A 19948-nucleotide genomic window follows, 5' to 3' on the forward strand; every position below is an offset into this window, starting at 1 on the left:
AGGACTCAGGCCAATTCGGCGAAGCACTCGCCGATAATGGCCAAGCCGCGATCCAGCTCTTCGTCGCTGGCGGTCAGGGGCACGAGGATGCGCAGCACGTTGCCGTAGCTGCCGCAGCTGAGCAGGATCAGCCCCTTCTGGCGCGCCCGGACCACGATCTGGCTGGTCAGCTCGGCATCGGGTTGCTCGATGTCGCCTTCCTTGCCCAGCTCCATGGCGATCATGGCGCCCAGGCCACGGACGTCGCAGATCTGCGCGTGCTTGGCGGCCAGTTCGCGCAGACCCGCGGTGAGGCGCTCACCCACGGCCTTGGAGCGGTCCAGCAGCTTTTCTTCCTCGAAGGTCTCGATCACCGCCAGGGCCGCGGCGCAGGCGATGGGGCTGCCGGCATAGGTGCCACCCAGGCCACCGGGGGTGACGGCATCCATCACCGTGGCGCGACCGGTCACGCCCGACAGCGGGAAACCGCCGGCGATGGATTTGGCGAAGGTCACCAGGTCGGCGTCGACGCCCATCTGCTCCATGGCGAAGAAGGTCCCGGTACGACCGGCGCCGGACTGGACTTCATCGGCGATCAGCAGGATGCCGTGGGTATCGCACAGCTTGCGCAGGCGCTGCATGAATGCCTTGGGCGCGGCATAGAAACCGCCCTCGCCCTGCACCGGCTCGAGGATGATGGCCGCGATGTCGCCAGGGGCCGCATCGTTCTTGAAGATGCGCTCGACGCTGGCGATGGCGTCATCGACGCTGATGCCATGCAGTTCGCAGGGATAGAGCGCGCGATAGACGCCGCCGGGCATGAGGCCCATGCCGGCCGAATAGGGCGCGACCTTGCCGGTCAGCGACAGGGTCATCATGGTGCGGCCGTGATAGGCGCTGGAGAAGGCGATGACGCCGGCGCGCTGGGTGGCGGCGCGGGCGATCTTGACGGCATTCTCCACGGCTTCGGAGCCGGAGTTGAACAGTGCGGTCTTTTTCGGGAAGTTGCCCGGCACCAGTTCGTTGAGCTTTTCGCAGACCTCGACATAGGGCTCGTAGGCCAGCACCTGGAAGCAGGTGTGGGAGACCTTGGTCAGCTGCTCCTGTACGGCCGCTACCACGCGCGGATGCAGGTGGCCGGTGTTGAGCACGGCGATGCCGCCGGCGAAGTCCAGGAACTCGTTGCCCTCGACGTCCCAGACCTTGGCGTTCTCCGCACGGGCGACGAAGATCGGGTGGGTCTGGCCGACGCCACGGGCGACGGCGGCGCTGCGACGGTGCATCAGGGAATCATTGGTGTGGCTCATTGCAGTCCTCGATGGCCGCTCATCGTGGCGGCCGGCTACGGGAAAGGCGCGGACCGGATTCCGGGCAGCATACGATGATCGACTGCCAACGGCCCGGCGTCCGCGCCGGGAGAAATCTTTGGATCGGCGGGCCCCGTTGGGCTTCGACGATGGAGCCGTCTCAGCCCAACCTACCTATACCGTAGGTTGGGCTAAGCGTAGCGAAGCCCAACGAGAGCGATCAGATCCCCAGGCAGAGGTACTTGATCTCCAGGTAGTCCTCGATGCCGTACTTGGAGCCCTCGCGGCCCAGGCCCGAAGCCTTGACGCCACCGAAGGGTGCGACTTCGTTGGAGATCAGGCCGGTGTTGATGCCGACCATGCCGTACTCCAGCGCCTCGGCCACGCGGAACACGCGGGACAGGTCGCGGGCATAGAAGTAGGAGGCCAGGCCGAATTCGGTGTCGTTGGCCAGCTCGATGACCTCGGCCTCGTCCTTGAAGCGGAACAGCGGCGCCAACGGGCCGAAGGTCTCTTCCTTGGACACCTTGGCGCTCCTGGGCACGTCGGCGAGGATGGTCGGCTCGAAGTAGCTGCCGCCGTTGGCGTGGGCCTTGCCCCCGGCGATGACCCTGGCGCCCTGGCTCACGGCGTCGTCGATGTGTTCCTTGACCTTGGCCGCCGCCTTGGCGTCGATCAGCGGGCCAATGGTCACGCCCTCTTCCAGGCCGTTGCCGACCTTGAGCTTGGCCACCGCGGCCTTGAATTTCTCGGCGAAGGCGTCGTAGACACCGTCCTGGATATAGAGGCGGTTGACGCAGACGCAGGTTTGGCCAGCGTTGCGGTACTTGGAGGCGATGGCGCCTTCCACGGCCTTGTCCAGATCGGCGTCGTCGAAGACGATGAAGGGCGCGTTGCCGCCCAGTTCCAGCGACAGCTTCTTGATGGTGGGCGCGCTCTGCTCCATCAGCTTGGCACCGATCTCGGTGGAGCCGGTAAAGGAGATCTTGCGCACGATGGGGCTTTCGGTCAGCTCGGCGCCGATTTCGGCGGCGGAGCCGGTGACCACGCTCAGCACGCCCTTGGGAATGCCGGCGCGCTCGGCCAGCTCGACCAGGGCCAGTGCCGAGTACGGGGTCTGGCTGGCGGGCTTGATGACCATGGTGCAGCCGGCGGCCAGGGCCGGACCGGCCTTGCGGGTGATCATCGCGGTGGGGAAATTCCACGGCGTGATGGCGGCGGTGACGCCGATGGGCTGCTTGATCACCAGGATGCGCTTGTCGGCCTGGTGGCCGGGGATGGTGTCGCCATAGATGCGCTTGGCTTCTTCGGCGAACCACTCGATGAAGGAGGCGGCATAGGCGATCTCGCCCTTGGCCTCGGCCAGCGGCTTGCCCTGCTCCAGGGTCATCAGCCGGCCCAGGTCGTCCTGGTTCTCGATCATCAGCTCGTACCAGCGCCGCAGCTTGGCCGAACGCTCCTTGGCGGTCAGCGCGCGCCAGCCCGGCAGGGCGCGGTTGGCGGCGTCGATGGCACGTTTGGTCTCGGCGCGACCGAGCTTGGGAATGGTGCCCAGGGTCTCGCCGGTGGCCGGGTTGTCCACCTTGACGGTGGCACCGCTGTCGGCGTCGATCCAGGCGCCGTCGACATAGGCTTGCTGGCGAAACAGGGAAGCGTCTTTGAGCTGCATTACGGTCTCCTTGGCTGAAAGGGCCGGAAGCAAGGGCATGACACCCCTGCGCCTGCGATAGGGTCAGGCCTGGAAACGCTGGCATCGCCACCGTTCAGCGCCCGCTCGAGCAACGTCCGAACCGCCCTAGGCGTTCGAAATATTGAACGCATCCTAGGAGAATCCTGAACCCCTGCGCAAGAGCGCTAGCCAGGTTTTCGCGTCGCCCTCCTCCTTGTTTATGCAGCCCTTGCTACGCCCCGCGAAACAGTCGTTCAAAATCAACAACATCGTGCATCCGGGCATGGACGGTCGGGGGCAAGGTGAGTATGATGGCGACCGATTCAGCGTCACCGAATCGCTGCACTCGTAGCTCAGCTGGATAGAGTACTGCCCTCCGAAGGCAGGGGTCGTGGGTTCGAATCCCGCCGAGTGCGCCATCTCCCGTTCACCGTCGCGTGAACCTCAGCAAAGCCCGCCATCGCGCGGGCTTTGCTGTTTCTGGCTGTCGCTCAAGCCTTTCCAAGATGCACAGACCGTTCGTGAAAGGACCTTCGCCAGATTGCCGGCGTGATTTCTCTGACCATTATCACTACCCCACTCGCGATTCTGATCTAAGCTCTGCCCCTAGACCCGCTCCAACCAGCCGGCCGGATGCCGATACCCTGGGATCACCTCGCAAGGACGCCTCATGAGATACCTCCTGACCAGCTCGGTCACCCTTTTTCTCGCCGCTCCGCTCCTGACCGAAGACACCGCCCTGGCCCAGGCCGGCCATGCCATCCGTCCAGGGATAGAGGCAGCGGCGCACTCCCTGAATCTGTCGCTGCTGCAGAGCAGTGCGGTCGGCAGGGGCCCGGTGGCCGAAGGGGCGCGGCTGCAGCTGGCGGCGCTGGAACGGCAGGTGCGGCGAGACGACTAGCCTCAGGACTTTGCCAAGGCCTGGCGCAGAGCCCGGCTTGAACGAAGCGCCCGAACCGGGCTCTCAAGGTCTCCACTACGGCCACCCCGAGGAGACCTGGATGAAATCCCTGATTCCCCTGTTGCTGCTGCCCCTCGCCCTGGGCGCCTGTACCCGGGAGCCGGTTCGGCAGGACGACCTCGGCCTGCCGAGCTGCAATCTGGCAGAACAGCGCGCCGTGCCGGGCGAACTTGGCGGATCGATCACGGATCCGCGGCAGGCGCATATCTCGCTGCGCGCCAATGTGCTGTTGGCGGATGTGAGCACGGCGCGCAAGGCGCGGCGGATCAGTCAGGAGCAGGCGACGGCCTTCAGCGAACGCATCGCCGCGGTGCGTAGCCAGACCGATGACCTGGTCAGGCAGCAGGGCTTTCTCAGCGCGGCCGAGCGGGCCAGTTTCGATCGGGAATTCGACGGGATCGCCACGCAGATCTGCCAGCCGCGCTAGCGGACGGGTGCGCCTGACCAGGTTGGGTCGAAAGGCGCGGCCATGAACGGCTAGGATAACGGCATCGATCAGGTGGTAAGGCAACTTGCCGCCCTCTTCTCTTGGCCCCGGGGACGACCCCGGCGATTGGTGGGCAGCGTTCCGGGACGGCCCGGTTTTACAGGAGGCCGTCGTTGGCTTGGTTCTATCTGGTGTGCGCGGGACTGCTCGAGGTGGTCTGGGCGTTCTACATGAAGCAATCCGCGGGCTTCACCCGCCTCACGCCGACGATCATCACCGGGGTCGCCATGGTGGCCAGCGTAGCGCTGCTGTCGATCTCCATGCGCAGCCTGCCGCTGGGCACCGCCTATACAATCTGGACCGGTATCGGCGCGATCGGCGCCTTCATGGTCGGCATCCTGGTGCTGGGCGAGGCGGCGAGTCCGCTGCGCATCCTGGCCGCCGCGCTGATCGTCAGCGGGCTGGTGCTGATGAAGCTGACCTCGTCCTGAGCGCCCTCCCCTAGCGCGGGAGCACCGAGCGCGCCAGCCAGATGAACAGCAGCCCGCCAAGCAACCCACCCACGGCCATCGCCAGCAGCCCTTCCAGGGTGCGCGTGGCGTAGATAAGCACCGGCATGGGCGCGAAGGCGTCGATCAGTCGGATGGCAGCGATCAGGCTGAGACTGCTGGCCAGCGGCAGCAGGCAGGCGCGATAGGAACCGCCGTGACGACCCAGCCAGAGGGCCGCGGCAAAGGCTGGTAACCAAGCGGCGAGCACGATGGCGGCATAGACGGGTCCGAAGCCCAGCAGATCATCCAGCGAGGTGCGCCCGCGCGTGGCCAGGTCGATCGGCTGGCCGAGTCCCTGGAGGGCGGCCAGGTTGTATTGGGTCTGCACCAGGCTGCCCCAGGCGGTGGTCAGCAGCAGGGCCGCGGCGAACGCCAGCAGGGTGCGCGGTTGCAACAGGGCGCGCCAGAGCGGTTGGGGCATGGTCGGAAAATCCCTTGGAGAGAGGCAGATGCTAGCGAAAGCGGGTACCCGGAACAGACCTCAAGCGTTACCTAAAGCTTCCGGCCGCTGGGCCTGGCTGGCATGGCTGGCCCTGCTGGCGGTTCCGCTGGCGCTGGCGGCGCCGACCTACCGGATCGAGACGGTGGCGACCGGGCTGGATAGACCCTGGTCGCTGGCCTTCCTGCCCGATGGCCGGGCGCTCCTGACCGAGGGCACCGGGCGCTTGCGGCTGCTGGTACCGGACGGTGCCGGCCGCCTCAGGCTGCAGGCGCAAGCCGTGAGCGGACTGCCCGAGCTCTATACCGAAGGCCAGGCCGGTCTGCTCGAGGTGCTGCCAGACCCGGATTTCGCTGGCAACCAATTCATCTATCTCTCCCATGCGACCGGCACGCGCCAGGCCAATCATTTGAAGGTGGTGCGCGCCCGGCTGGACGGCGGACGCCTGCAGGACGTCCAACCGCTGTTCACCAGCCAGCCGGCCAAGGCCTTCGGGCAGCACTTCGGGGCGCGGATGGCCCTGCTCGGCGACGGCACCCTGGCCATCGCCCTGGGCGACGGCAACGTCGAGCGCACCGATGCCCAGCGCCTGAATACCCACCTGGGCAAGATCGTGCGCATCACCCGCGACGGCCAGGTGCCGGCGGACAATCCCTTCCTCAAGCGACCCGGCGCCCTGCCGGAGATCTACAGCCTCGGCCATCGCAATCCCCAGGGTCTGGTCTGGGTGGCCGAGCGCCAGGCGCTGTACGAGCACGAGCACGGCTCCAAGGGCGGTGACGAACTCAATCTGATCCGCGCGGGCGCCAACTACGGCTGGCCGCTGACCACCGGCGGCGTGGACTACACCGGCGCGCGCATCTCGCCCTTTCGCGAGTTGCCGGGCATCACCCCACCGCTGCTGGAATGGACGCCGTCGATCGCGCCCGCGGGCATGACCTGGTACGACGGCCAGGGCTTTCCCGCCTGGCGCGGCAGTCTGTTCGTGGCGGCGCTGCGAGAGAAGTCGGTGCGGCGGATACCGCTGGTGGAGGGTATGCCTGGTCAGCAGGAGCTTTTATTCCAGGAATTGGACCAGCGTCTACGCGACGTGCGCAGCGGCCCGGACGGCAATCTCTGGCTGCTTACCGATGGTGAGGACGGTCAGCTGTTGCGGGTGGTGCCGGGGTAGGTAGCGAAAGAGCCGTGATGCCGATCCGGTACAGCACCAGTTGCGGCCATGCCGGTGCGCGGTAGGTTGGGTTGAGCGCAGCGAAGCCCAACGTCGCCTCGGGGCTCGCCATGGTGGGCTTCGACGATAGAGCCGTCTTAACCCAACCTACGGAGACATCGATAGCCTGTCGGGGCGGCAACTCGGGTAAGCCACGAGCCGCCTCGTCGAAACGACGAATACTCCGCCGTTTCGTCAAATAAAGAACAACGATTCGACGCTCTGACGCTCACATCTGACAGCGCCGCTTTTTAAGCTGGAGCCTCAACCACGGAGGATCCCCCATGAAAGTCACCCTGCTCGGCGCCGGCCATATCGGCTACACCATTTCGCAATTGCTGCACGCCAGTGGCGACTACCAGGTGACGGTGGCGGATCGCGACGAGCGCGCCCTGGCGGCCATCGCCGCCCTGGGCGTGCAGACCCGGACCCTGGATACCGCCGACGCCAGCGCCCTGGCCGCGGCCCTGGACGACCAGGACGTGGTGCTCAATGCCCTGCCCTATCATCTGGCGATTCCGGTGGCCCAGGCGGCCAAGGCCACCAACACCCACTATTTCGACCTGACCGAAGACGTGAAGGCGACCAAGACCATCCGCCAACTGGCCGAAGGCGCGAGCAATGCCTTCATGCCCCAGTGCGGTCTGGCGCCCGGCTTCATCGGTATCGCCGCGCACTCCCTGGCCAAGCGCTTCGATAGCGTGCGCGAGGTGAAGATGCGTGTCGGCGCCCTGCCGGAATTCCCCACCAATGCCCTGAAGTACAACCTGACCTGGAGCGTCGACGGCCTGGTCAACGAGTACTGCCACCCCTGCGAAGCCGTGCGCAACGGCGAGCTGCAACTGGTGCAGCCGCTGGAAGGCCTGGAACACTTTTCCCTGGACGGCGTGGAATACGAGGCCTTCAACACCTCGGGCGGCCTGGGCACCCTCTGCGAGACGCTGCAGGGCCAGGTGGAAACCCTGGACTACAAGACCGTGCGCTATCCCGGTCACCGTGACCTGATGAAGTTCCTGCTGGAAGACCTGCGCCTGGCCGGTGACCAGGAGCAGCTCAAGAACATCCTGCGCGGCGCCGTGCCCACCACCATGCAGGACGTGGTGCTGGTGTTCGTCACCGTCAGCGGGATGCGTGGCGGCAAGCTGGTGCAGGAGGTGTTCAGCCGCAAGATCTTTGCCGCCGAGCGCGACGGTCGCCTGACCAGCGCCATCCAGATCACCACCGCCGCCGGCATCTGCACCGCCCTGGATCTGTTCCGCGAAGGCAAGCTGCCGCAGCGCGGCTTCATTGCCCAGGAACAGGTGGACATGGACGCCTTCCTGGCTAACCGCTTCGGCAAGGCCTACCAGCCGGCCTGATCGGGGAAGCTTAGCGGTAGACCAGGGGTCCATAACGGAACAGTTACCGTTGGAGGACCCCTCGTCATGCTCAGCGTTGCCATCGTCGGTTGCGAACAGATCCACGCCCAGGACTACCTGGACACCAGCCTGGCCGATCCGCGCGTGCGGGTGGTGGCGGTGGCCAGCGAACGCGATCCCGCCCGCGCCCGGCGCCTCGCTGCCCCTCGGGGTCTGCCGGTAATGGATGACTTCGCTCGGTTGCCCGAGGTGGATCTCGCCTTCGTCACCACCGCCATCGAGGATCACGAGGCGGCGGTGACCGCCCTGCTCCCGCGCGCTCGGCACCTGTTCGTGGAGAAGCCGCTGGCCGTCTCGGCAGCCCGCGCCTCGGCCCTGGCCGATCAGCTCGCCGGGCGTTCCTGCTTCAGCGGCTTCTATCTGCGCACCGACCCGGCCCTGCAGCTGTTGCGCCAGCGGGCGCGGGACGGTGCCATCGGCAGCCTCAGCCACCTGTCACTGACCGCCGGCCATCCGGGCCTGCTGGAGGGCTGGCTCAGCGATTGGCCGGCGCATCTGGACGAGCGCCGCATGGGCTATGGCGCCTTTGGCGACCTGGCCGTGCACCTGCTGGATTTCAGCGCCTGGCTATGCGGTGAGGCCCTGACGGTCGTCCATAGCCGACTGGACCGCGATCCGCGCTGGCCGCTGGATCATGGCGGCGAGGCCTTGCTCCAGGCCGGTGATCTGCCGATTCATCTGCGCGCCAGCGCCACCCTACGCGGTCCGCGGCTGGCCATTCGTCTGGACGGTAGCGAGGGAACCCTGGAGCTTTCCGCGGGGCGCCTGGTGCTGCACGACGCCAAGGGCAATCGCCAGGTGCTGGCCGAGGGCGTGGACCCCGGCGTGCCCCAGGGCGCCCAGGCGGTGTTCGACCAGCTGCTCGGCCAACCGCGACCGGAACTGGCCGGTCTGGCGGATGCCCTGAGGGCCAATCGGCTGCTTGATAGCCTCTATGGACGCGGTTGAAGGCGGAATCGAACGCTCCGGGCCCACCTAAAGGTCGGACTGTTGGTGCCGATAGCGAGGGTATCCAGCGCAACTTGGCTGATACCCACCTCGCAGAAAGGAAGGCTCCATGGTCTGGTTCAACAATCTGGCACTGGCGAAGAAACTCGCCATGGCCTTTGGCCTGTGCACGGCCATCACCCTGGGCATCGGCGCCGTCGGCTTCAGCGGTATCCGCAGCGTCAACGCCCAGCTGGATAACGTGCTGGGCGACACGCTGCTCTCCATCAGCCTGCTCAACGATGCCAAGAGCAATGTCATCGGCCACAACCGCGATCTGTTCCGCGTGCTGTCCATGGCCTACGGCGAGGCACCCCAGAGCGAACTCCAGACCGTCATCACCTCTCTGCGCGACAACCAGGCCGATGCCGAAAAACCCTTCGCCGCCTATCGCACCACGCCGCTGCAGGCCGATGAAAAGCAGGCCGGTGATGCCTTCGAGCAGGACTGGAAGAGCTATATCGCCGGTACCGACGCCATCCTGGCGCGACTGGCCGCCAAGGACGTAGCCGGTGCCGCCAAGCTGTTGAACGAGCAGGTGCAACCCACCTACCGCAAGACCATGGCCTCGTTCAAGATCATGATTCAGTCCAACAAGCGCCAGAGCGCCGAAGCCGGCGACGCCGCGCATGCTGCCTACCAGAAAGCGGTCTGGGCACTCGGCCTGGGGCTGCTGCTGGCCACGCTCTGTGCCCTGGCGCTGAGCATCGTCATCACGCGCCTGATCGTTTCGCCCATCCGCCAGGCGGTGGGCAGCGCCGAGCGCGTCGCCCAGGGCGATCTGACCCTGCCGATCCAGAGCAGTCGCCGCGACGAAGTCGGCCAGCTGCTGCAGGCCCTCGGCGGCATGCAGCGGAGCCTGAAAGACACCGTGCAGCAGATGGCCGGTGCCTCCAGCCAGCTCGCCGCGGCCGCCGAGGAATTGCACGCGGTGACCGAGGAGAGTTCGCGTGGCCAGGTCCGCCAGCACGACGAGGTGCAGCAGGCTGCCACCGCAGTCAATCAGATGACCGCCGCTGTGGAAGAGGTGGCGCGCAATGCCGCCTCTACCTCCACTGCCTCCCAGGACACCAGCCGCGAAGCCCAGCAGGGTCGCGAGCAGGTGCAGCAGGCCGCCCAGGCCATGGCGGTGATGACCGGCGAGATCACCGATTCGACCCAGAAGGTGCAGACCCTGGAAGGCCAGGTGCGCGAGATCGGCAAATTGCTGGAGGTGATCCGCGGGATCGCCGAGCAGACCAACCTGCTGGCGCTCAATGCCGCCATCGAAGCCGCCCGGGCAGGCGAACAGGGCCGCGGCTTCGCCGTGGTGGCGGACGAGGTCCGTGCCCTGGCCCATCGCACTCAGGGGTCCACCGGCGAGATCGAACGCATGATGAGCGCCGTGCGCAGCAGCGCCGAGGAAGCGGTGGGTGCCATGCACAAGAGCCAGTCCCTGGCCGACAGCACCCAGGCGCGCGCCAATCGGGCCGGTGAAGCCCTGGACCGCATCGCCGCCGGGGTCGCCCAGATCGAGGAGCGCAACCTGGTGATCGCCAGTGCCGCCGAAGAGCAGGCCCAGGTCGCCCGCGAAGTGGATCGCAATCTGGTCAACATCCAGGACCTGTCCACCCAGACTGCTACCGGGGCCCAGCAGACGGCCGCCTCCAGCCAGGAGCTGTCGCGACTGGCCACCTCCTTCCAGAGCCTGGTGGCGCAATTCCGTTACTGATCGGCCACCCAGGGGACCTTCCGACCGGCGGTCAGCCTGCCCTCGCCGCAGCGAGTGGCAGGCTTCCCGCGCGGCCATGGGTCTGCCCACGTGACGCGCCGATGTTCGGAATTGAACATTGTGTGCCAGCGCGGTTCTGAACAGAAAGACCTGAATGGATGCTCCCATGCGCTTTACCTACGATGCCCGCCGCAGCTACCGCCTGATCGGCCTGGACGATGGTCGTCTGGCTGGGCAATTGCTGTGTGGGCAGCTGTACATCATGGTCGCGGGCGATGGAAAGCAACCGCAGTCCTATGCGCAGCTGGAAGATGACCAGTTGCGCACCGCCGAGGGCCAGCTGATCGGCTGTCGCGACGCGGATATCCTTACCCTGCAGCGAACTGGCGTAGCCCTGCGGCTGGAGCCACTCGACGCCTGAGGCAGAACGGCTAGCGCGATTCTCTCTATCTCGGGCCACCAGCATGGCCTCCACCACCGGGCGGCGGTATGAACAGCCAGTACCCGGGCAAGCACAACAGGGCCGCCAGCGCGGCCACTTTCGCGCTCTTCGCCATCACGACGATCGCTCCTGCCGAAGAGCCCTTCCCTTCTCCCCGTCATTGGACGCCAGGCCAAGCCGGAAAAGGCATAGACATGGGTTGAAGTCAGGCAAGAACGCCGTCCGGCCCGCTACATCCGTCGCCGGTCGGTGGGAACCTCTTACGTAACTTGTCGCTCCATTTCCTTGAACGTCATCGAAAAGATGCCAAACGGGCGCCTTTTGGCCCCCTTCAGGAGATGTCATGTCCAGCGACAACCAGTACAGCATGCAGAACCCCCTTACCCAGTATCCCCAGCCGGAATTTGCCAAGCAGCCCCAGCAGGCCCCGGGTCTGGCCCAGGCCATGGAACCGCGCCCCGATCATGGCGAGGCCAGCTACAAGGGCTTCGGTCGCCTGGCCGGGCGCAAGGCGCTGATCACCGGCGCGGATTCGGGAATCGGTCGGGCCACGGCCATCGCCTACGCTCGGGAGGGTGCCGATCTGGTGCTCAACTACCTGCCCGAGGAAGAGGCCGACGCCCAGGAAGTGGTCAAGCTGGTGGAAGCCGAGGGTCGCAAGGCCGTCTGCGTTCCCGGTGACCTGAAGGACGAAGCCTTCTGCACCCAACTGGTGAGCAAGGCCAAGGAGGCCCTGGGTGGCCTCGACATCCTGGTCAATGTGGCTGGCAAGCAGACCGCCGTGCAGGACATCGCCGAGCTGACCACCGAGCAGTTCGACGCTACCTACAAGACCAACGTCTACGCCCTGTTCTGGCTGTGCAAGGCCGCGCTGCCGCACCTGCCGGCTGGCGCCGCCATCATCAACACCACCTCGATCCAGGCCACCCAGCCCTCGGAATTCCTGCTGGACTACGCCTCGACCAAGGCGGCCATCACCAACTTCACCAAGGCGCTGGCCAAGCAGGTCGCCAGCAAGGGCATCCGCGTCAATGCCGTAGCCCCCGGTCCCTTCTGGACGCCGCTGCAGCCCAGCGGTGGTCAGCCCCAGGAGAAGATCCCCACCTTCGGCGGCGAGACGGTGTTCAAGCGTCCCGGGCAGCCGGCGGAACTGGCGCCCATCTATGTACTGCTGGCCTCCCAGGAGTCGAGCTATGTGACCGGTGAGGTCTATGGCGCCACCGGAGGCATGGGCTGACGGCCATGGCGGCCTTCGATCCCGCCCGCCAGGATGGCTACGCGCCCCTGGCGGGCTATGCCGCCCTCTCCGATGGGCGTTCGGTCGCCCTGGTGGCGCCGGACGGCTCGCTGGACTGGTGGTGCGTGCCCAACATGGATTCCGCACCGCTGTTCGACCGCCTGCTGGATGCCCCGGCAGGCGGTTTCTTTTCGATCGCGCCGGTGGCCGACTATCGCGTCGAGCGCGCCTACCGTGAAGACAGCAACGTCCTGGAAACCTGCTTTCACACCGCTGACGGCAGCGTGCGCCTCACCGAATCGCTCAACAGCGGCTCAGCCGGACGCCTGCCCTGGTGCGAACTGGGTCGCCGCGTCGAAGGCCTTTCCGGACGGGTCGAATTGCGTATCGAGCTGGTACCCGGGACCCAGGGCCAGACCGTGTCGCCCTGGATGCGCAGCACCCCCAATGGCGAGGTCATGCACGTCGATGGCGTGATGGCCACCCTGCGCTATTGCGAGCGGCTGGAGATCCTCCAGTGCGATGATCGCCGACTGGTGGCGCGACTGGTACTGGAAGCCGGGCAACGCAGCGTCCTGGCCTTGACCGCGACCGAGAACGAACCCCTGGTGGTGCCCTCCCTGGACGAGGTGGACCAGCGTATCGATCGCAGTGACCAGGCCTGGCGCGAATGGGCCCAGGGCTTCGCCTACCGGGGCGAATTCCTCAGCGAGGTGAAGCGCTCGGCGCTGGCCCTCAAGCTGCTGCTCTACTCCCCTACCGGTGCCATCGTCGCCGCCGCCACCACCTCGCTGCCGGAACGCATCGGCGGCGACAAGAATTATGAATACCGCTATGCCTGGGTGCGTGATGCGGTCTTTACCATCAAGGCCTTCTTGCGCCTGGGTGCCCTCGGCGAGGCCCAGGCGGCCCTGGCCTGGATCCAGAACGTCATCCGCCGCCACGGCAATCGCCTGCACACCTGCTTTACCCTGGAAGGCGAACTGGCCCCCGAGGAACGCATCATTCCGGTTCCTGGCTATCGCGACTCCCAGCCGGTACGCGTCGGCAATCGCGCCAGCGCCCAGTGTCAGCTGAGTCTCTATGGCGATCTACTGGAGACCTTCCGCCTCTATGCCAGCAAGGGCCATGTGCTGGATTTCGCCACCGCCAGCCTGCTCACCGACCTGGCCAATCTCTGCGCCGATGGCTGGCGCCAGCCGGATGCCGGCATGTGGGAATTGCCTGAAGAGCGCCACTACACCCTGTCCAAGCTGGGCTGCTGGTTCGCCCTGGACCGCGCCGTGACCCTGGCCCGCGATGGCCATATCCCCGACGCCATGTGCGGCCGCTGGGCGCGCGAGCGCGACCGCATCCGCGACTGGGTCAACCAGCACTGCTGGAGCGAACGCAAGCAGGCCTATACCTTCTATGCCGGTACCGAGCGCCTGGACGCTGGGCTGCTGCTCGGCATCCGCTTCGGCTTCGACGGTGGTGAGCGTTCGGTCAGCACCCTGGCGGCCATTCGCCGTGAGTTGGCCCATGGACCTCTGGTCTATCGCTATAGCGGTGCCGAGCAGGAAGAAGGTGCGTTCCTAGCCTGTTCCTACTGGATGGTCGAGGCCCATGCCGTGCTGGGCGAGGTGGACCAGGCGCGGGAACTGATGCGCGAGGTCCTGGCCGCCAGTCTCAATGGCGTCGGCCTGATGACCGAGATGCGCGATCCCCGGGATGGCGCGGCCCTGGGCAACTTCCCCCAGGGCCTGAGTCACCTGGCCATGGTGCATGCGGCGCTGATCCTGGAAAAGCCGGAGCCCGAGGCGTGAGCGATCTGGATTTCACCCGTCCGGTGGACGAGGTCGCCCGGCAACTGATCGGGGCGACGCTCAGGGTCGAGGGTGTGGGCGGCCTGATCGTCGAGACCGAGGCCTACGACGGCGAAGACCCGGCCTCCCACAGCTTTTCCGGCCCCACTCCGCGCAACCGCGCCATGTTCGGTCCGCCCGGGCATGCCTATGTCTATCGCTCCTATGGCATCCACTGGTGCTTCAATCTGGTCTGCCGCGAGGCCGGGCATGGCGCGGGTGTGCTGATCCGCGCGCTGGAGCCACTGTGGGGTCTGGAGGTGATGCGGGAACGTCGGGGCGGCCTGGCCGATCGCCTGCTGTGCGCCGGTCCCGGCCGGCTATGCCAGGCCCTCGCCATCGACGGCAGTCACGATGGCTTGCCGCTGATCGAGCCACCCTTCCTGCTGGAGCCCGCGGCTGCCGAGGTAGCGGTGATCGCGGGCCCGCGCATCGGCATCAGCCGCGCGCGCGAGGTGCCCTGGCGCTTCGGCCTGGCCGGTTCGCACTATCTGAGTCGTGGCTTTGCCAAAGCGCCCCAGCCCGGCGATAACAGCTAGGCTGAAGGCAACGACCGTTGCCGCAACCTCTCGGAGGCCCCATGCGCGCCAGTCAGCTGCTGCCTATCGCCCTGCTCTTTCCCCTCCTCGCCCAGGCGAGCCTGCGCTGTGGTCAGAGTCTCGTCGAGGAAGGCGACAGCGTCGAACAGGTGCTGGCCGCCTGCGGCGCCCCGGCCGAGCGCAAGATCAATCCACCGGCGCTGCGTAACAACAACGTGCCCAAATTCAATGCCGCCGAGACCCAGTTCTGGACCTATGGCCCGGAGAACGGCGCCTCGCGGCACCTCAAGTTCATCGACGGCAAGCTGGTGGAGATCAGAGTCGAGCGTTAGCGGGAAGCCTCCTTCACCCCAACCCTCTTCCGGAGGGAGAGGGAGAAAAGCACCAGCTCCGACGCAGGGGCGAGGCGGCTCAGGCGTAGGTTGGGTTGAGCGCAGCGAAGCCCAACGGCCAGACACCCTCACCCCAACCCTCTCCCTGAGGGTGAGGGAGAAAAGCACCAGCTCCGACGCAGGGGCGAGGCGGCTCAGGCGTAGATTGTGTTGAGCGCAGCGAAGCCCAAAGGCCAGACACCCTCACCCCAACCCTCTCCCGGAGGGAGAGGGGGAAAAGCAGCAGCTCCGACGCAGGGGCGAGGCGGCTCAGGCGTAGGTTGGGTTGAGCGCAGCGAAGCCCAAAGGCCAGACACCCTCACCCCAACCCTCTCCCTGAGGGAGAGGGGGAAAAGTAGCAGCTCCGACGCAGGCGCGAGGCGGCTTAGGCGTAGGTTGGGTTGAGCGCAGCAAAGCCCAACGGCCAGACACCCTCACCCCAACCCTCTCCCGGAGGGATAGGGGGAAAAGCAGCAGCTCCGACGTAGGGGCGAGGCGGCTCAGGCGTAGGTTGGGTTGAGTGCAGCGAAGCCCAACATTTGCCAGGCGAGTTTCTCCATCGAGCAGGCAAAAAAGAACCGCCCGAGGGCGGTTCAAGAGGAGCACGACCTCAGGGTCGTGGTTAGAACTTGGCTTCCAGGTCCAGCTGCAGGGTCTTGACGTCGGCGTCGCGGCGGAAGCGGCTGGCGGTATCGGACTCGGCGAGGAAGTAGGTCAGGCCCACGCCGAAGTTCTTGTCGATGTCGTAGCCGAGCTTGAGCTTGTGGCCGCGGGCCCCGGTCGAGCCGTTGCCGAAGTCCGAGTCGGTGAAGGCACCAACCACGGCGTTGCGCTGGACATCGCGGTAGTTGTATTCCAGCCCGACCCGCTGCATCAGCTTGGTCTTGGCGCCCACCAGCCAGGCGGTGTCCTCGCCGTCGTCGGCCTTGTCATTGACCACGTACTGGCCATAGAAGGACAGCGGCACCCACAGCTTGGTCAGGTCCAGCTGGGCGAAGCCCTCGTAGAGCTGGAAGCGGTCGGTGGTGTTGCCATTGACCGCCAGGGCGCAGGGCGAGGTGACCGAGCCGGTGGTCGGGCAGGTGCTGTCCTGGTCCTTGTCGTAGGCGTAGACGCTGCCACCGACCATCAGCTTGGCGGCATCGCCCAGGTTGAAGCGGCTGCCGAGCTGACCGGCGTAGAGGCGCAGGTCGTGCTTGAATTCATAGCCTTCGCCGTCGACGTTGTCCTTGAGCACGTAGTAGCCGGTGCTGCCGAACAGCTCGGCGCCGCCGCCCAGATCGTACTTGTAGGTGCCGGCCAGGCCTTCGGGGTTGATGTCGGCGTCCCAGATGACATCGCCGGTGCTCACCCACTGCTGGCCCATCTTGCCACCCACCAGATGCAGATTCGGCAGCGCCGTGGGGTGGTAGTCGATGTAGGCCTGATCCAGCCAGAGCTGCTTCTTGTTGAAGTAGCCGTTGAGGTCCTGGTTGGTGGAGCGGGCATCGTCGCCGCCGCCGGTGGCGATGCGGATGCCGGTGTCCACCTGCGGATTGATTTCGCTGTAGGCGCCCAGTCGCGCGCGGATGCGCTGGCGGTCCCGGTCGCGGCCGTTGTTCGGCTCGCCGCTGATGTCGATGCTCTCGTGGCGCACCCGCACGTCGCCCTTGATCTGGGTCTTGGCGGCCCAGGCCAGTTTCTTCTCGAAATCGGAGGTCTTCTGCTGCTGGGCGACCTGGGCGGCACGTGCCTGCTGCTCCTGCTGCAGATCGCCGCGCAATTCGCTGTACTGGGCCGGGGTGATGGAGCCGTTGGCCTTGAGCATGTCGAGCAGCTTCTCATCGACCGCGGCACTCGCGGCGGCCGAGCAGGTGGCCAGGAGCACGCCCGAGAACAGCGCCGTGAATCGATAAGGGTTAACAGACATCGGCAGATCTCCTTTCAAGACTATCCAGGGAGTGATGGCTGGCAGTGCAGCCCGTCACGAAGCTGGGTCAGTCTCGGCAGAAGAGATGTCATTTTGCTTGCAGGAAGATAAAGCTTTTAATTCAAGCCATTGAATATAAAGAAAAATTTAATCAAACCTTCATTCATCCCGGACGGCTCGCCAGTGGCTCGGAATGGAACACGCTGAGCGGACGCCCTGGCCCGGCGCTTTCCGACCGCCCAAGAAAAAGGCCACTCCGGGGAGTGGCCTTGCCGAGTGCCGGCGAAATCCTCAGCCGAAGCGACCGGTGATGTAGTCCTCGGTCTGCTTCCTGTCCGGCTTGGTGAAGATCTTGTCGGTCTTGTCCACTTCGATCAGCTCGCCCAGGTACATGAAGGCGGTGACGTCGGAGCAGCGCGCCGCCTGCTGCATGTTGTGGGTGACGATGACCACGGTGAACTCCTGCTTGAGTTCGGCCAGCAACTGCTCGATGCGCGCGGTGGAGATGGGGTCCAGGGCCGAGGTCGGCTCGTCCAACAGCAGCACCCGCGGACGCAGGGCGATGGTGCGGGCGATGCACAGCCGCTGCTGCTGACCGCCGGAGAGACCCAGGGCACTCTGGTTGAGCTTGTCCTTGACCTCGTCCCACAGCGCCGCGCCGCGCAGCGCCTGCTCGACGCGATCCTGCAGCTCCACGCGGGACAGCCGCTCGTGATGGCGGATGCCGTAGGCGACGTTGTCGGCGATCGACATCGGGAAGGGCACCGGCTTCTGGAACACCATGCCGATGGTGCTGCGAAGGCGGCTCAGCGAGTACTTGGGATCGAGGATGTTCTCCCCGTCCATGAGGATCTCGCCGCTCGCTTCCAGCCCCGGGTATTCCGAGTAGATGCGGTTGAAGATGCGCAGCAGCGTGGACTTGCCGCATCCGGACGGGCCGATGATGGCGGTGATCTGCTTGGCCGCAATGTCCAGGTTGATCGACTTGAGCGCCTGGTGGCCCTTGTAACGGAAGCCGACGTCGCGCGCCTGCAGTTCCGGTATCTGCGTCTGCATGGTAGTCACTTGGAATCCCGGTTACGAAAGAAGAAGCGAGAGGAGAGGTTCAGGAGCAGCACGAACAGTGTCAGCAGCAGGGCGCCGGCCCAGGCCAGGTGCTGCCAGTTCTCGAACGGACTCATGGCGAACTGGAAGATGGTCACCGGCACGGTGGCCATGGGCTTGAGCACGTCGGCGTTCCAGTACTGGTTGCCGAAGGCGGTGAACAGCAGCGGTGCGGTCTCGCCGGTGATGCGGGCGATGGACAGCAGCACCCCGGTCACCACGCCGGCGCGGGAGGCGCGCAGCAGGATCTGCAGGGTCACCTTCCACTGGGGAATGCCCAGGGCCAGCGCCGCTTCGCGCATGGCCGGCGGCTGCAGCTGCATCATCTCGTCGGTGGTACGGGTCACCACCGGCACCACCAGCATGGCCAGTGCCAGGGAGCCGGCGAAACCGGAGAAGCCCAGGCTGCCACCGGAGTACTGGTTCAGCGTCACCACCACGGCGGTGTAGATGAACAGGCCGATGACGATCGACGGCGCCGACAGCAGGATGTCGTTGACGAAACGCACCACCAGCCCGAGCTTGGAGTGGCGGGCGTATTCGGCCAGCCAGAGGCCGGCGAGGATGCCGATGGGCGCGCCGATGGCGGTGGCCAGCAGGGTGATCAGCACGCTGCCGAACAGGGCGTTGGCCAGACCGCCGTCGGCGGCGCCGGGCGGCGGCGTCATCTCGACGAAGAGGGCCGGGCTCAGGGCGCTGACGCCCTTGATCAGGGTGGTGCCGAGGATCCAGGCCAGGAAACCCAGGCCGAGCACGGCGGCGGCGCTGCCAAAGATCAGCGCGAGGCCGTTCTTGATCCGCCGCTTGCGATAGAGATAGGCGTCGATGTGCATCAGTTACCTGCCTTGCGCGACAGTTGCGACAGCATCAGCCGTGCCGCCAGCAGCACGAAGAAGGTCACCACGAACAGCAGGAAGCCCAGGGCGATCAGCGAAGAGCGGTGCAGATCGGTGTAGGCCTCGTTGAATTCGTTGGCGATCACCGAGGCGATGGAGCTGCTCGGCATCATCAGCGAGAGCGAGAACTGGTGGGCGTTGCCCAGCACGAAGGTCACCGCCATGGTCTCGCCCAGGGCGCGGCCCAGGCCGAGGAAGGCGCCGCCGACCACCGCCGAGCGGGTGTAGGGCAGCACGATGTCCCAGCAGACTTCCCAGGTGGTGGAACCCAGGGCGTAGGCCGATTCCTTGAGCTGGGCCGGCACGCTGCGGAACACCTCGTACATCACCGAGGTGATGAAGGGCAGGATCATGATCGCCAGGATGATGCCGGCGGTCAGCATGCCGATGCCCAGCGGCGGGCCCTGGAACAGCACCCCGATCACCGGGATGGCGCCAAGGTAGTCGTTGATGAAGGGCGAGATGTAGGCGGCCATGAAGGGGCCGAAGACGAACAGGCCCCACATGCCGTAGATGATCGAGGGAATGCCCGCCAGCAGCTCGACCGCGGTGGCCACCGGGCCGCGCAGCCAGGGCGGCGCGATCTCCGAGAGGAACAGGGCGATGCCGAAGGCGGTGGGCACGGCCAGCAGCAGGGCGATGAAGGAGGTCATCAGGGTGCCGTAGATGGGCACCAGGGCGCCGAATTTCTCGGCGCCGACATCCCATTCGGCCGAGGTGATGAAGTCCAGGCCGAAGGTCATGAAGGCATGGCGACCGCCCCAGAGGGTGGACGCGGCGGCGCCGACCAGTACCAGCAGTACCAGCAGCGCGGCGGAAAACAGCAGCCGGCGGAACCAGACATCGGCGCGGGTATCCCGGCGGATGCGCTGTTCCTGAACGGCGGAGAGGGGCAGGGTCTGGTCGGTCATGGAGCTTTCCGTCTACCTGGAAGGACGCGCGAAACC

The 19948-nt window shown here is 66.1% G+C and carries 19 protein-coding genes and 1 tRNA gene; 13 read left to right on the plus strand and 7 right to left on the minus strand.

Annotated elements, in window-relative coordinates:
* Nucleotides 1-5 precede the first annotated feature (5 nt).
* A complete protein-coding gene (gene gabT, locus BGI51_RS03135) occupies nucleotides 6-1286 on the minus strand; it encodes a 4-aminobutyrate--2-oxoglutarate transaminase (protein ID WP_187980274.1) in 1281 nt (426 codons plus the stop codon).
* A gap of 220 nt (nucleotides 1287-1506) precedes the next feature.
* A complete protein-coding gene (gene gabD / locus BGI51_RS03140; RefSeq protein WP_187980275.1) occupies nucleotides 1507-2955 on the minus strand; it encodes an NADP-dependent succinate-semialdehyde dehydrogenase in 1449 nt (482 codons plus the stop codon).
* A 342-nt stretch (nucleotides 2956-3297) separates the two neighbouring features.
* On the opposite strand from gabD, the gene BGI51_RS03145 reads away from it, so the two are divergent.
* From BGI51_RS03145 to sugE, 4 genes are all read left to right on the plus strand, one after another.
* Nucleotides 3298-3374 (plus strand) — tRNA-Arg (locus BGI51_RS03145).
* 251 nt (nucleotides 3375-3625) lie between these two features.
* On the plus strand, nucleotides 3626-3856 hold the full coding sequence (locus tag BGI51_RS03150) for a hypothetical protein (protein ID WP_187980276.1): 231 nt from the start codon (nucleotides 3626-3628) through the stop codon (nucleotides 3854-3856).
* A gap of 100 nt (nucleotides 3857-3956) precedes the next feature.
* On the plus strand, nucleotides 3957-4343 hold the full coding sequence (locus tag BGI51_RS03155) for a hypothetical protein (RefSeq protein WP_187980277.1): 387 nt from the start codon (nucleotides 3957-3959) through the stop codon (nucleotides 4341-4343).
* Between the two features lie 173 nt (nucleotides 4344-4516).
* Entirely contained in the window at nucleotides 4517-4834 is a 318-nt protein-coding gene (gene sugE, locus BGI51_RS03160; protein ID WP_158896176.1) for a quaternary ammonium compound efflux SMR transporter SugE, read from the plus strand.
* Nucleotides 4835-4844: 10 nt separating this feature from the next.
* Here the strand turns inward: sugE and BGI51_RS03165 are convergent, their stop codons facing one another.
* Nucleotides 4845-5315, minus strand: coding sequence for a hypothetical protein (locus tag BGI51_RS03165; protein WP_187980278.1), 471 nt, complete (start codon nucleotides 5313-5315; stop codon nucleotides 4845-4847).
* Between the two features lie 28 nt (nucleotides 5316-5343).
* Between BGI51_RS03165 and BGI51_RS03170 the strand changes: the two genes are divergently transcribed.
* The 9 genes from BGI51_RS03170 (at nucleotide 5344) to BGI51_RS03210 (ending at nucleotide 15053) form a co-directional block, all read left to right on the plus strand.
* Entirely contained in the window at nucleotides 5344-6504 is a 1161-nt protein-coding gene (locus tag BGI51_RS03170) for a PQQ-dependent sugar dehydrogenase (protein ID WP_252977200.1), read from the plus strand.
* Nucleotides 6505-6827: 323 nt separating this feature from the next.
* The gene (locus BGI51_RS03175; RefSeq protein ID WP_187980279.1) at nucleotides 6828-7901 is read left to right on the plus strand and encodes a saccharopine dehydrogenase family protein; all 1074 of its coding nucleotides are present in this window, start codon (nucleotides 6828-6830) and stop codon (nucleotides 7899-7901) included.
* A gap of 66 nt (nucleotides 7902-7967) precedes the next feature.
* Nucleotides 7968-8909 carry a Gfo/Idh/MocA family protein gene (locus BGI51_RS03180; protein ID WP_187980280.1) on the plus strand — a complete coding sequence of 314 codons (942 nt, stop codon included), beginning with the start codon at nucleotides 7968-7970 and terminating at the stop codon, nucleotides 8907-8909.
* 109 nt (nucleotides 8910-9018) lie between these two features.
* A complete protein-coding gene (locus tag BGI51_RS03185) occupies nucleotides 9019-10659 on the plus strand; it encodes a methyl-accepting chemotaxis protein (RefSeq protein WP_187980281.1) in 1641 nt (546 codons plus the stop codon).
* A gap of 166 nt (nucleotides 10660-10825) precedes the next feature.
* Nucleotides 10826-11080, plus strand: coding sequence for a hypothetical protein (locus tag BGI51_RS03190; protein WP_133861354.1), 255 nt, complete (start codon nucleotides 10826-10828; stop codon nucleotides 11078-11080).
* Between the two features lie 364 nt (nucleotides 11081-11444).
* A complete protein-coding gene (locus BGI51_RS03195; RefSeq protein ID WP_187980282.1) occupies nucleotides 11445-12338 on the plus strand; it encodes an SDR family oxidoreductase in 894 nt (297 codons plus the stop codon).
* Between the two features lie 5 nt (nucleotides 12339-12343).
* Nucleotides 12344-14143 carry a glycoside hydrolase family 15 protein gene (locus BGI51_RS03200; protein WP_187980283.1) on the plus strand — a complete coding sequence of 600 codons (1800 nt, stop codon included), beginning with the start codon at nucleotides 12344-12346 and terminating at the stop codon, nucleotides 14141-14143.
* On the plus strand, nucleotides 14140-14721 hold the full coding sequence (locus BGI51_RS03205) for a DNA-3-methyladenine glycosylase (RefSeq protein ID WP_187980284.1): 582 nt from the start codon (nucleotides 14140-14142) through the stop codon (nucleotides 14719-14721). Before BGI51_RS03200 ends, BGI51_RS03205 begins: the two co-directional genes overlap by 4 nt.
* 41 nt (nucleotides 14722-14762) lie before the next feature.
* Complete coding sequence (locus BGI51_RS03210; RefSeq protein WP_187980285.1) at nucleotides 14763-15053, plus strand: DUF2845 domain-containing protein; 291 nt, start codon at nucleotides 14763-14765, stop codon at nucleotides 15051-15053.
* Nucleotides 15054-15714: 661 nt separating this feature from the next.
* Here the strand turns inward: BGI51_RS03210 and BGI51_RS03215 are convergent.
* The 4 genes from BGI51_RS03215 to pstC all read right to left on the minus strand — a co-directional run bounded on the left by BGI51_RS03215 (nucleotide 15715) and on the right by pstC (nucleotide 19912).
* Complete coding sequence (locus BGI51_RS03215; RefSeq protein WP_187980286.1) at nucleotides 15715-17001, minus strand: putative porin; 1287 nt, start codon at nucleotides 16999-17001, stop codon at nucleotides 15715-15717.
* 291 nt (nucleotides 17002-17292) lie between these two features.
* The gene (gene pstB / locus BGI51_RS03220; protein ID WP_133861360.1) at nucleotides 17293-18057 is read right to left on the minus strand and encodes a phosphate ABC transporter ATP-binding protein PstB; all 765 of its coding nucleotides are present in this window, start codon (nucleotides 18055-18057) and stop codon (nucleotides 17293-17295) included.
* A 5-nt stretch (nucleotides 18058-18062) separates the two neighbouring features.
* Complete coding sequence (gene pstA, locus BGI51_RS03225; protein WP_044341612.1) at nucleotides 18063-18938, minus strand: phosphate ABC transporter permease PstA; 876 nt, start codon at nucleotides 18936-18938, stop codon at nucleotides 18063-18065.
* Entirely contained in the window at nucleotides 18938-19912 is a 975-nt protein-coding gene (gene pstC / locus BGI51_RS03230; protein ID WP_187980287.1) for a phosphate ABC transporter permease subunit PstC, read from the minus strand. Before pstC ends, pstA begins: the two co-directional genes overlap by 1 nt.
* Nucleotides 19913-19948 lie beyond the last annotated feature (36 nt).

The sequence above is a fragment of the Pseudomonas oryzihabitans genome, assembly GCF_014522265.1.
GTDB lineage: Bacteria > Pseudomonadota > Gammaproteobacteria > Pseudomonadales > Pseudomonadaceae > Chryseomonas > Chryseomonas aestiva.

Bases quoted from the DNA above. Each gene is read 5' to 3' on its own strand.
- gabT (WP_187980274.1), bottom strand. From the start codon at position 1,286: ATGAGCCACACCAATGATTCCCTGATGCACCGTCGCAGCGCCGCCGTC.
- gabD (WP_187980275.1), bottom strand. From the start codon at position 2,955: ATGCAGCTCAAAGACGCTTCCCTGTTTCGCCAGCAAGCCTATGTCGAC.
- BGI51_RS03150 (WP_187980276.1), top strand. From the start codon at position 3,626: ATGAGATACCTCCTGACCAGCTCGGTCACCCTTTTTCTCGCCGCTCCG.
- BGI51_RS03155 (WP_187980277.1), top strand. From the start codon at position 3,957: ATGAAATCCCTGATTCCCCTGTTGCTGCTGCCCCTCGCCCTGGGCGCC.
- BGI51_RS03165 (WP_187980278.1), bottom strand. From the start codon at position 5,315: ATGCCCCAACCGCTCTGGCGCGCCCTGTTGCAACCGCGCACCCTGCTG.
- BGI51_RS03170 (WP_252977200.1), top strand. From the start codon at position 5,344: ATGCTAGCGAAAGCGGGTACCCGGAACAGACCTCAAGCGTTACCTAAA.
- BGI51_RS03175 (WP_187980279.1), top strand. From the start codon at position 6,828: ATGAAAGTCACCCTGCTCGGCGCCGGCCATATCGGCTACACCATTTCG.
- BGI51_RS03180 (WP_187980280.1), top strand. From the start codon at position 7,968: ATGCTCAGCGTTGCCATCGTCGGTTGCGAACAGATCCACGCCCAGGAC.
- BGI51_RS03185 (WP_187980281.1), top strand. From the start codon at position 9,019: ATGGTCTGGTTCAACAATCTGGCACTGGCGAAGAAACTCGCCATGGCC.
- BGI51_RS03190 (WP_133861354.1), top strand. From the start codon at position 10,826: ATGCGCTTTACCTACGATGCCCGCCGCAGCTACCGCCTGATCGGCCTG.
- BGI51_RS03195 (WP_187980282.1), top strand. From the start codon at position 11,445: ATGTCCAGCGACAACCAGTACAGCATGCAGAACCCCCTTACCCAGTAT.
- BGI51_RS03200 (WP_187980283.1), top strand. From the start codon at position 12,344: ATGGCGGCCTTCGATCCCGCCCGCCAGGATGGCTACGCGCCCCTGGCG.
- BGI51_RS03210 (WP_187980285.1), top strand. From the start codon at position 14,763: ATGCGCGCCAGTCAGCTGCTGCCTATCGCCCTGCTCTTTCCCCTCCTC.
- BGI51_RS03215 (WP_187980286.1), bottom strand. From the start codon at position 17,001: ATGTCTGTTAACCCTTATCGATTCACGGCGCTGTTCTCGGGCGTGCTC.
- pstB (WP_133861360.1), bottom strand. From the start codon at position 18,057: ATGCAGACGCAGATACCGGAACTGCAGGCGCGCGACGTCGGCTTCCGT.
- pstA (WP_044341612.1), bottom strand. From the start codon at position 18,938: ATGCACATCGACGCCTATCTCTATCGCAAGCGGCGGATCAAGAACGGC.
- pstC (WP_187980287.1), bottom strand. From the start codon at position 19,912: ATGACCGACCAGACCCTGCCCCTCTCCGCCGTTCAGGAACAGCGCATC.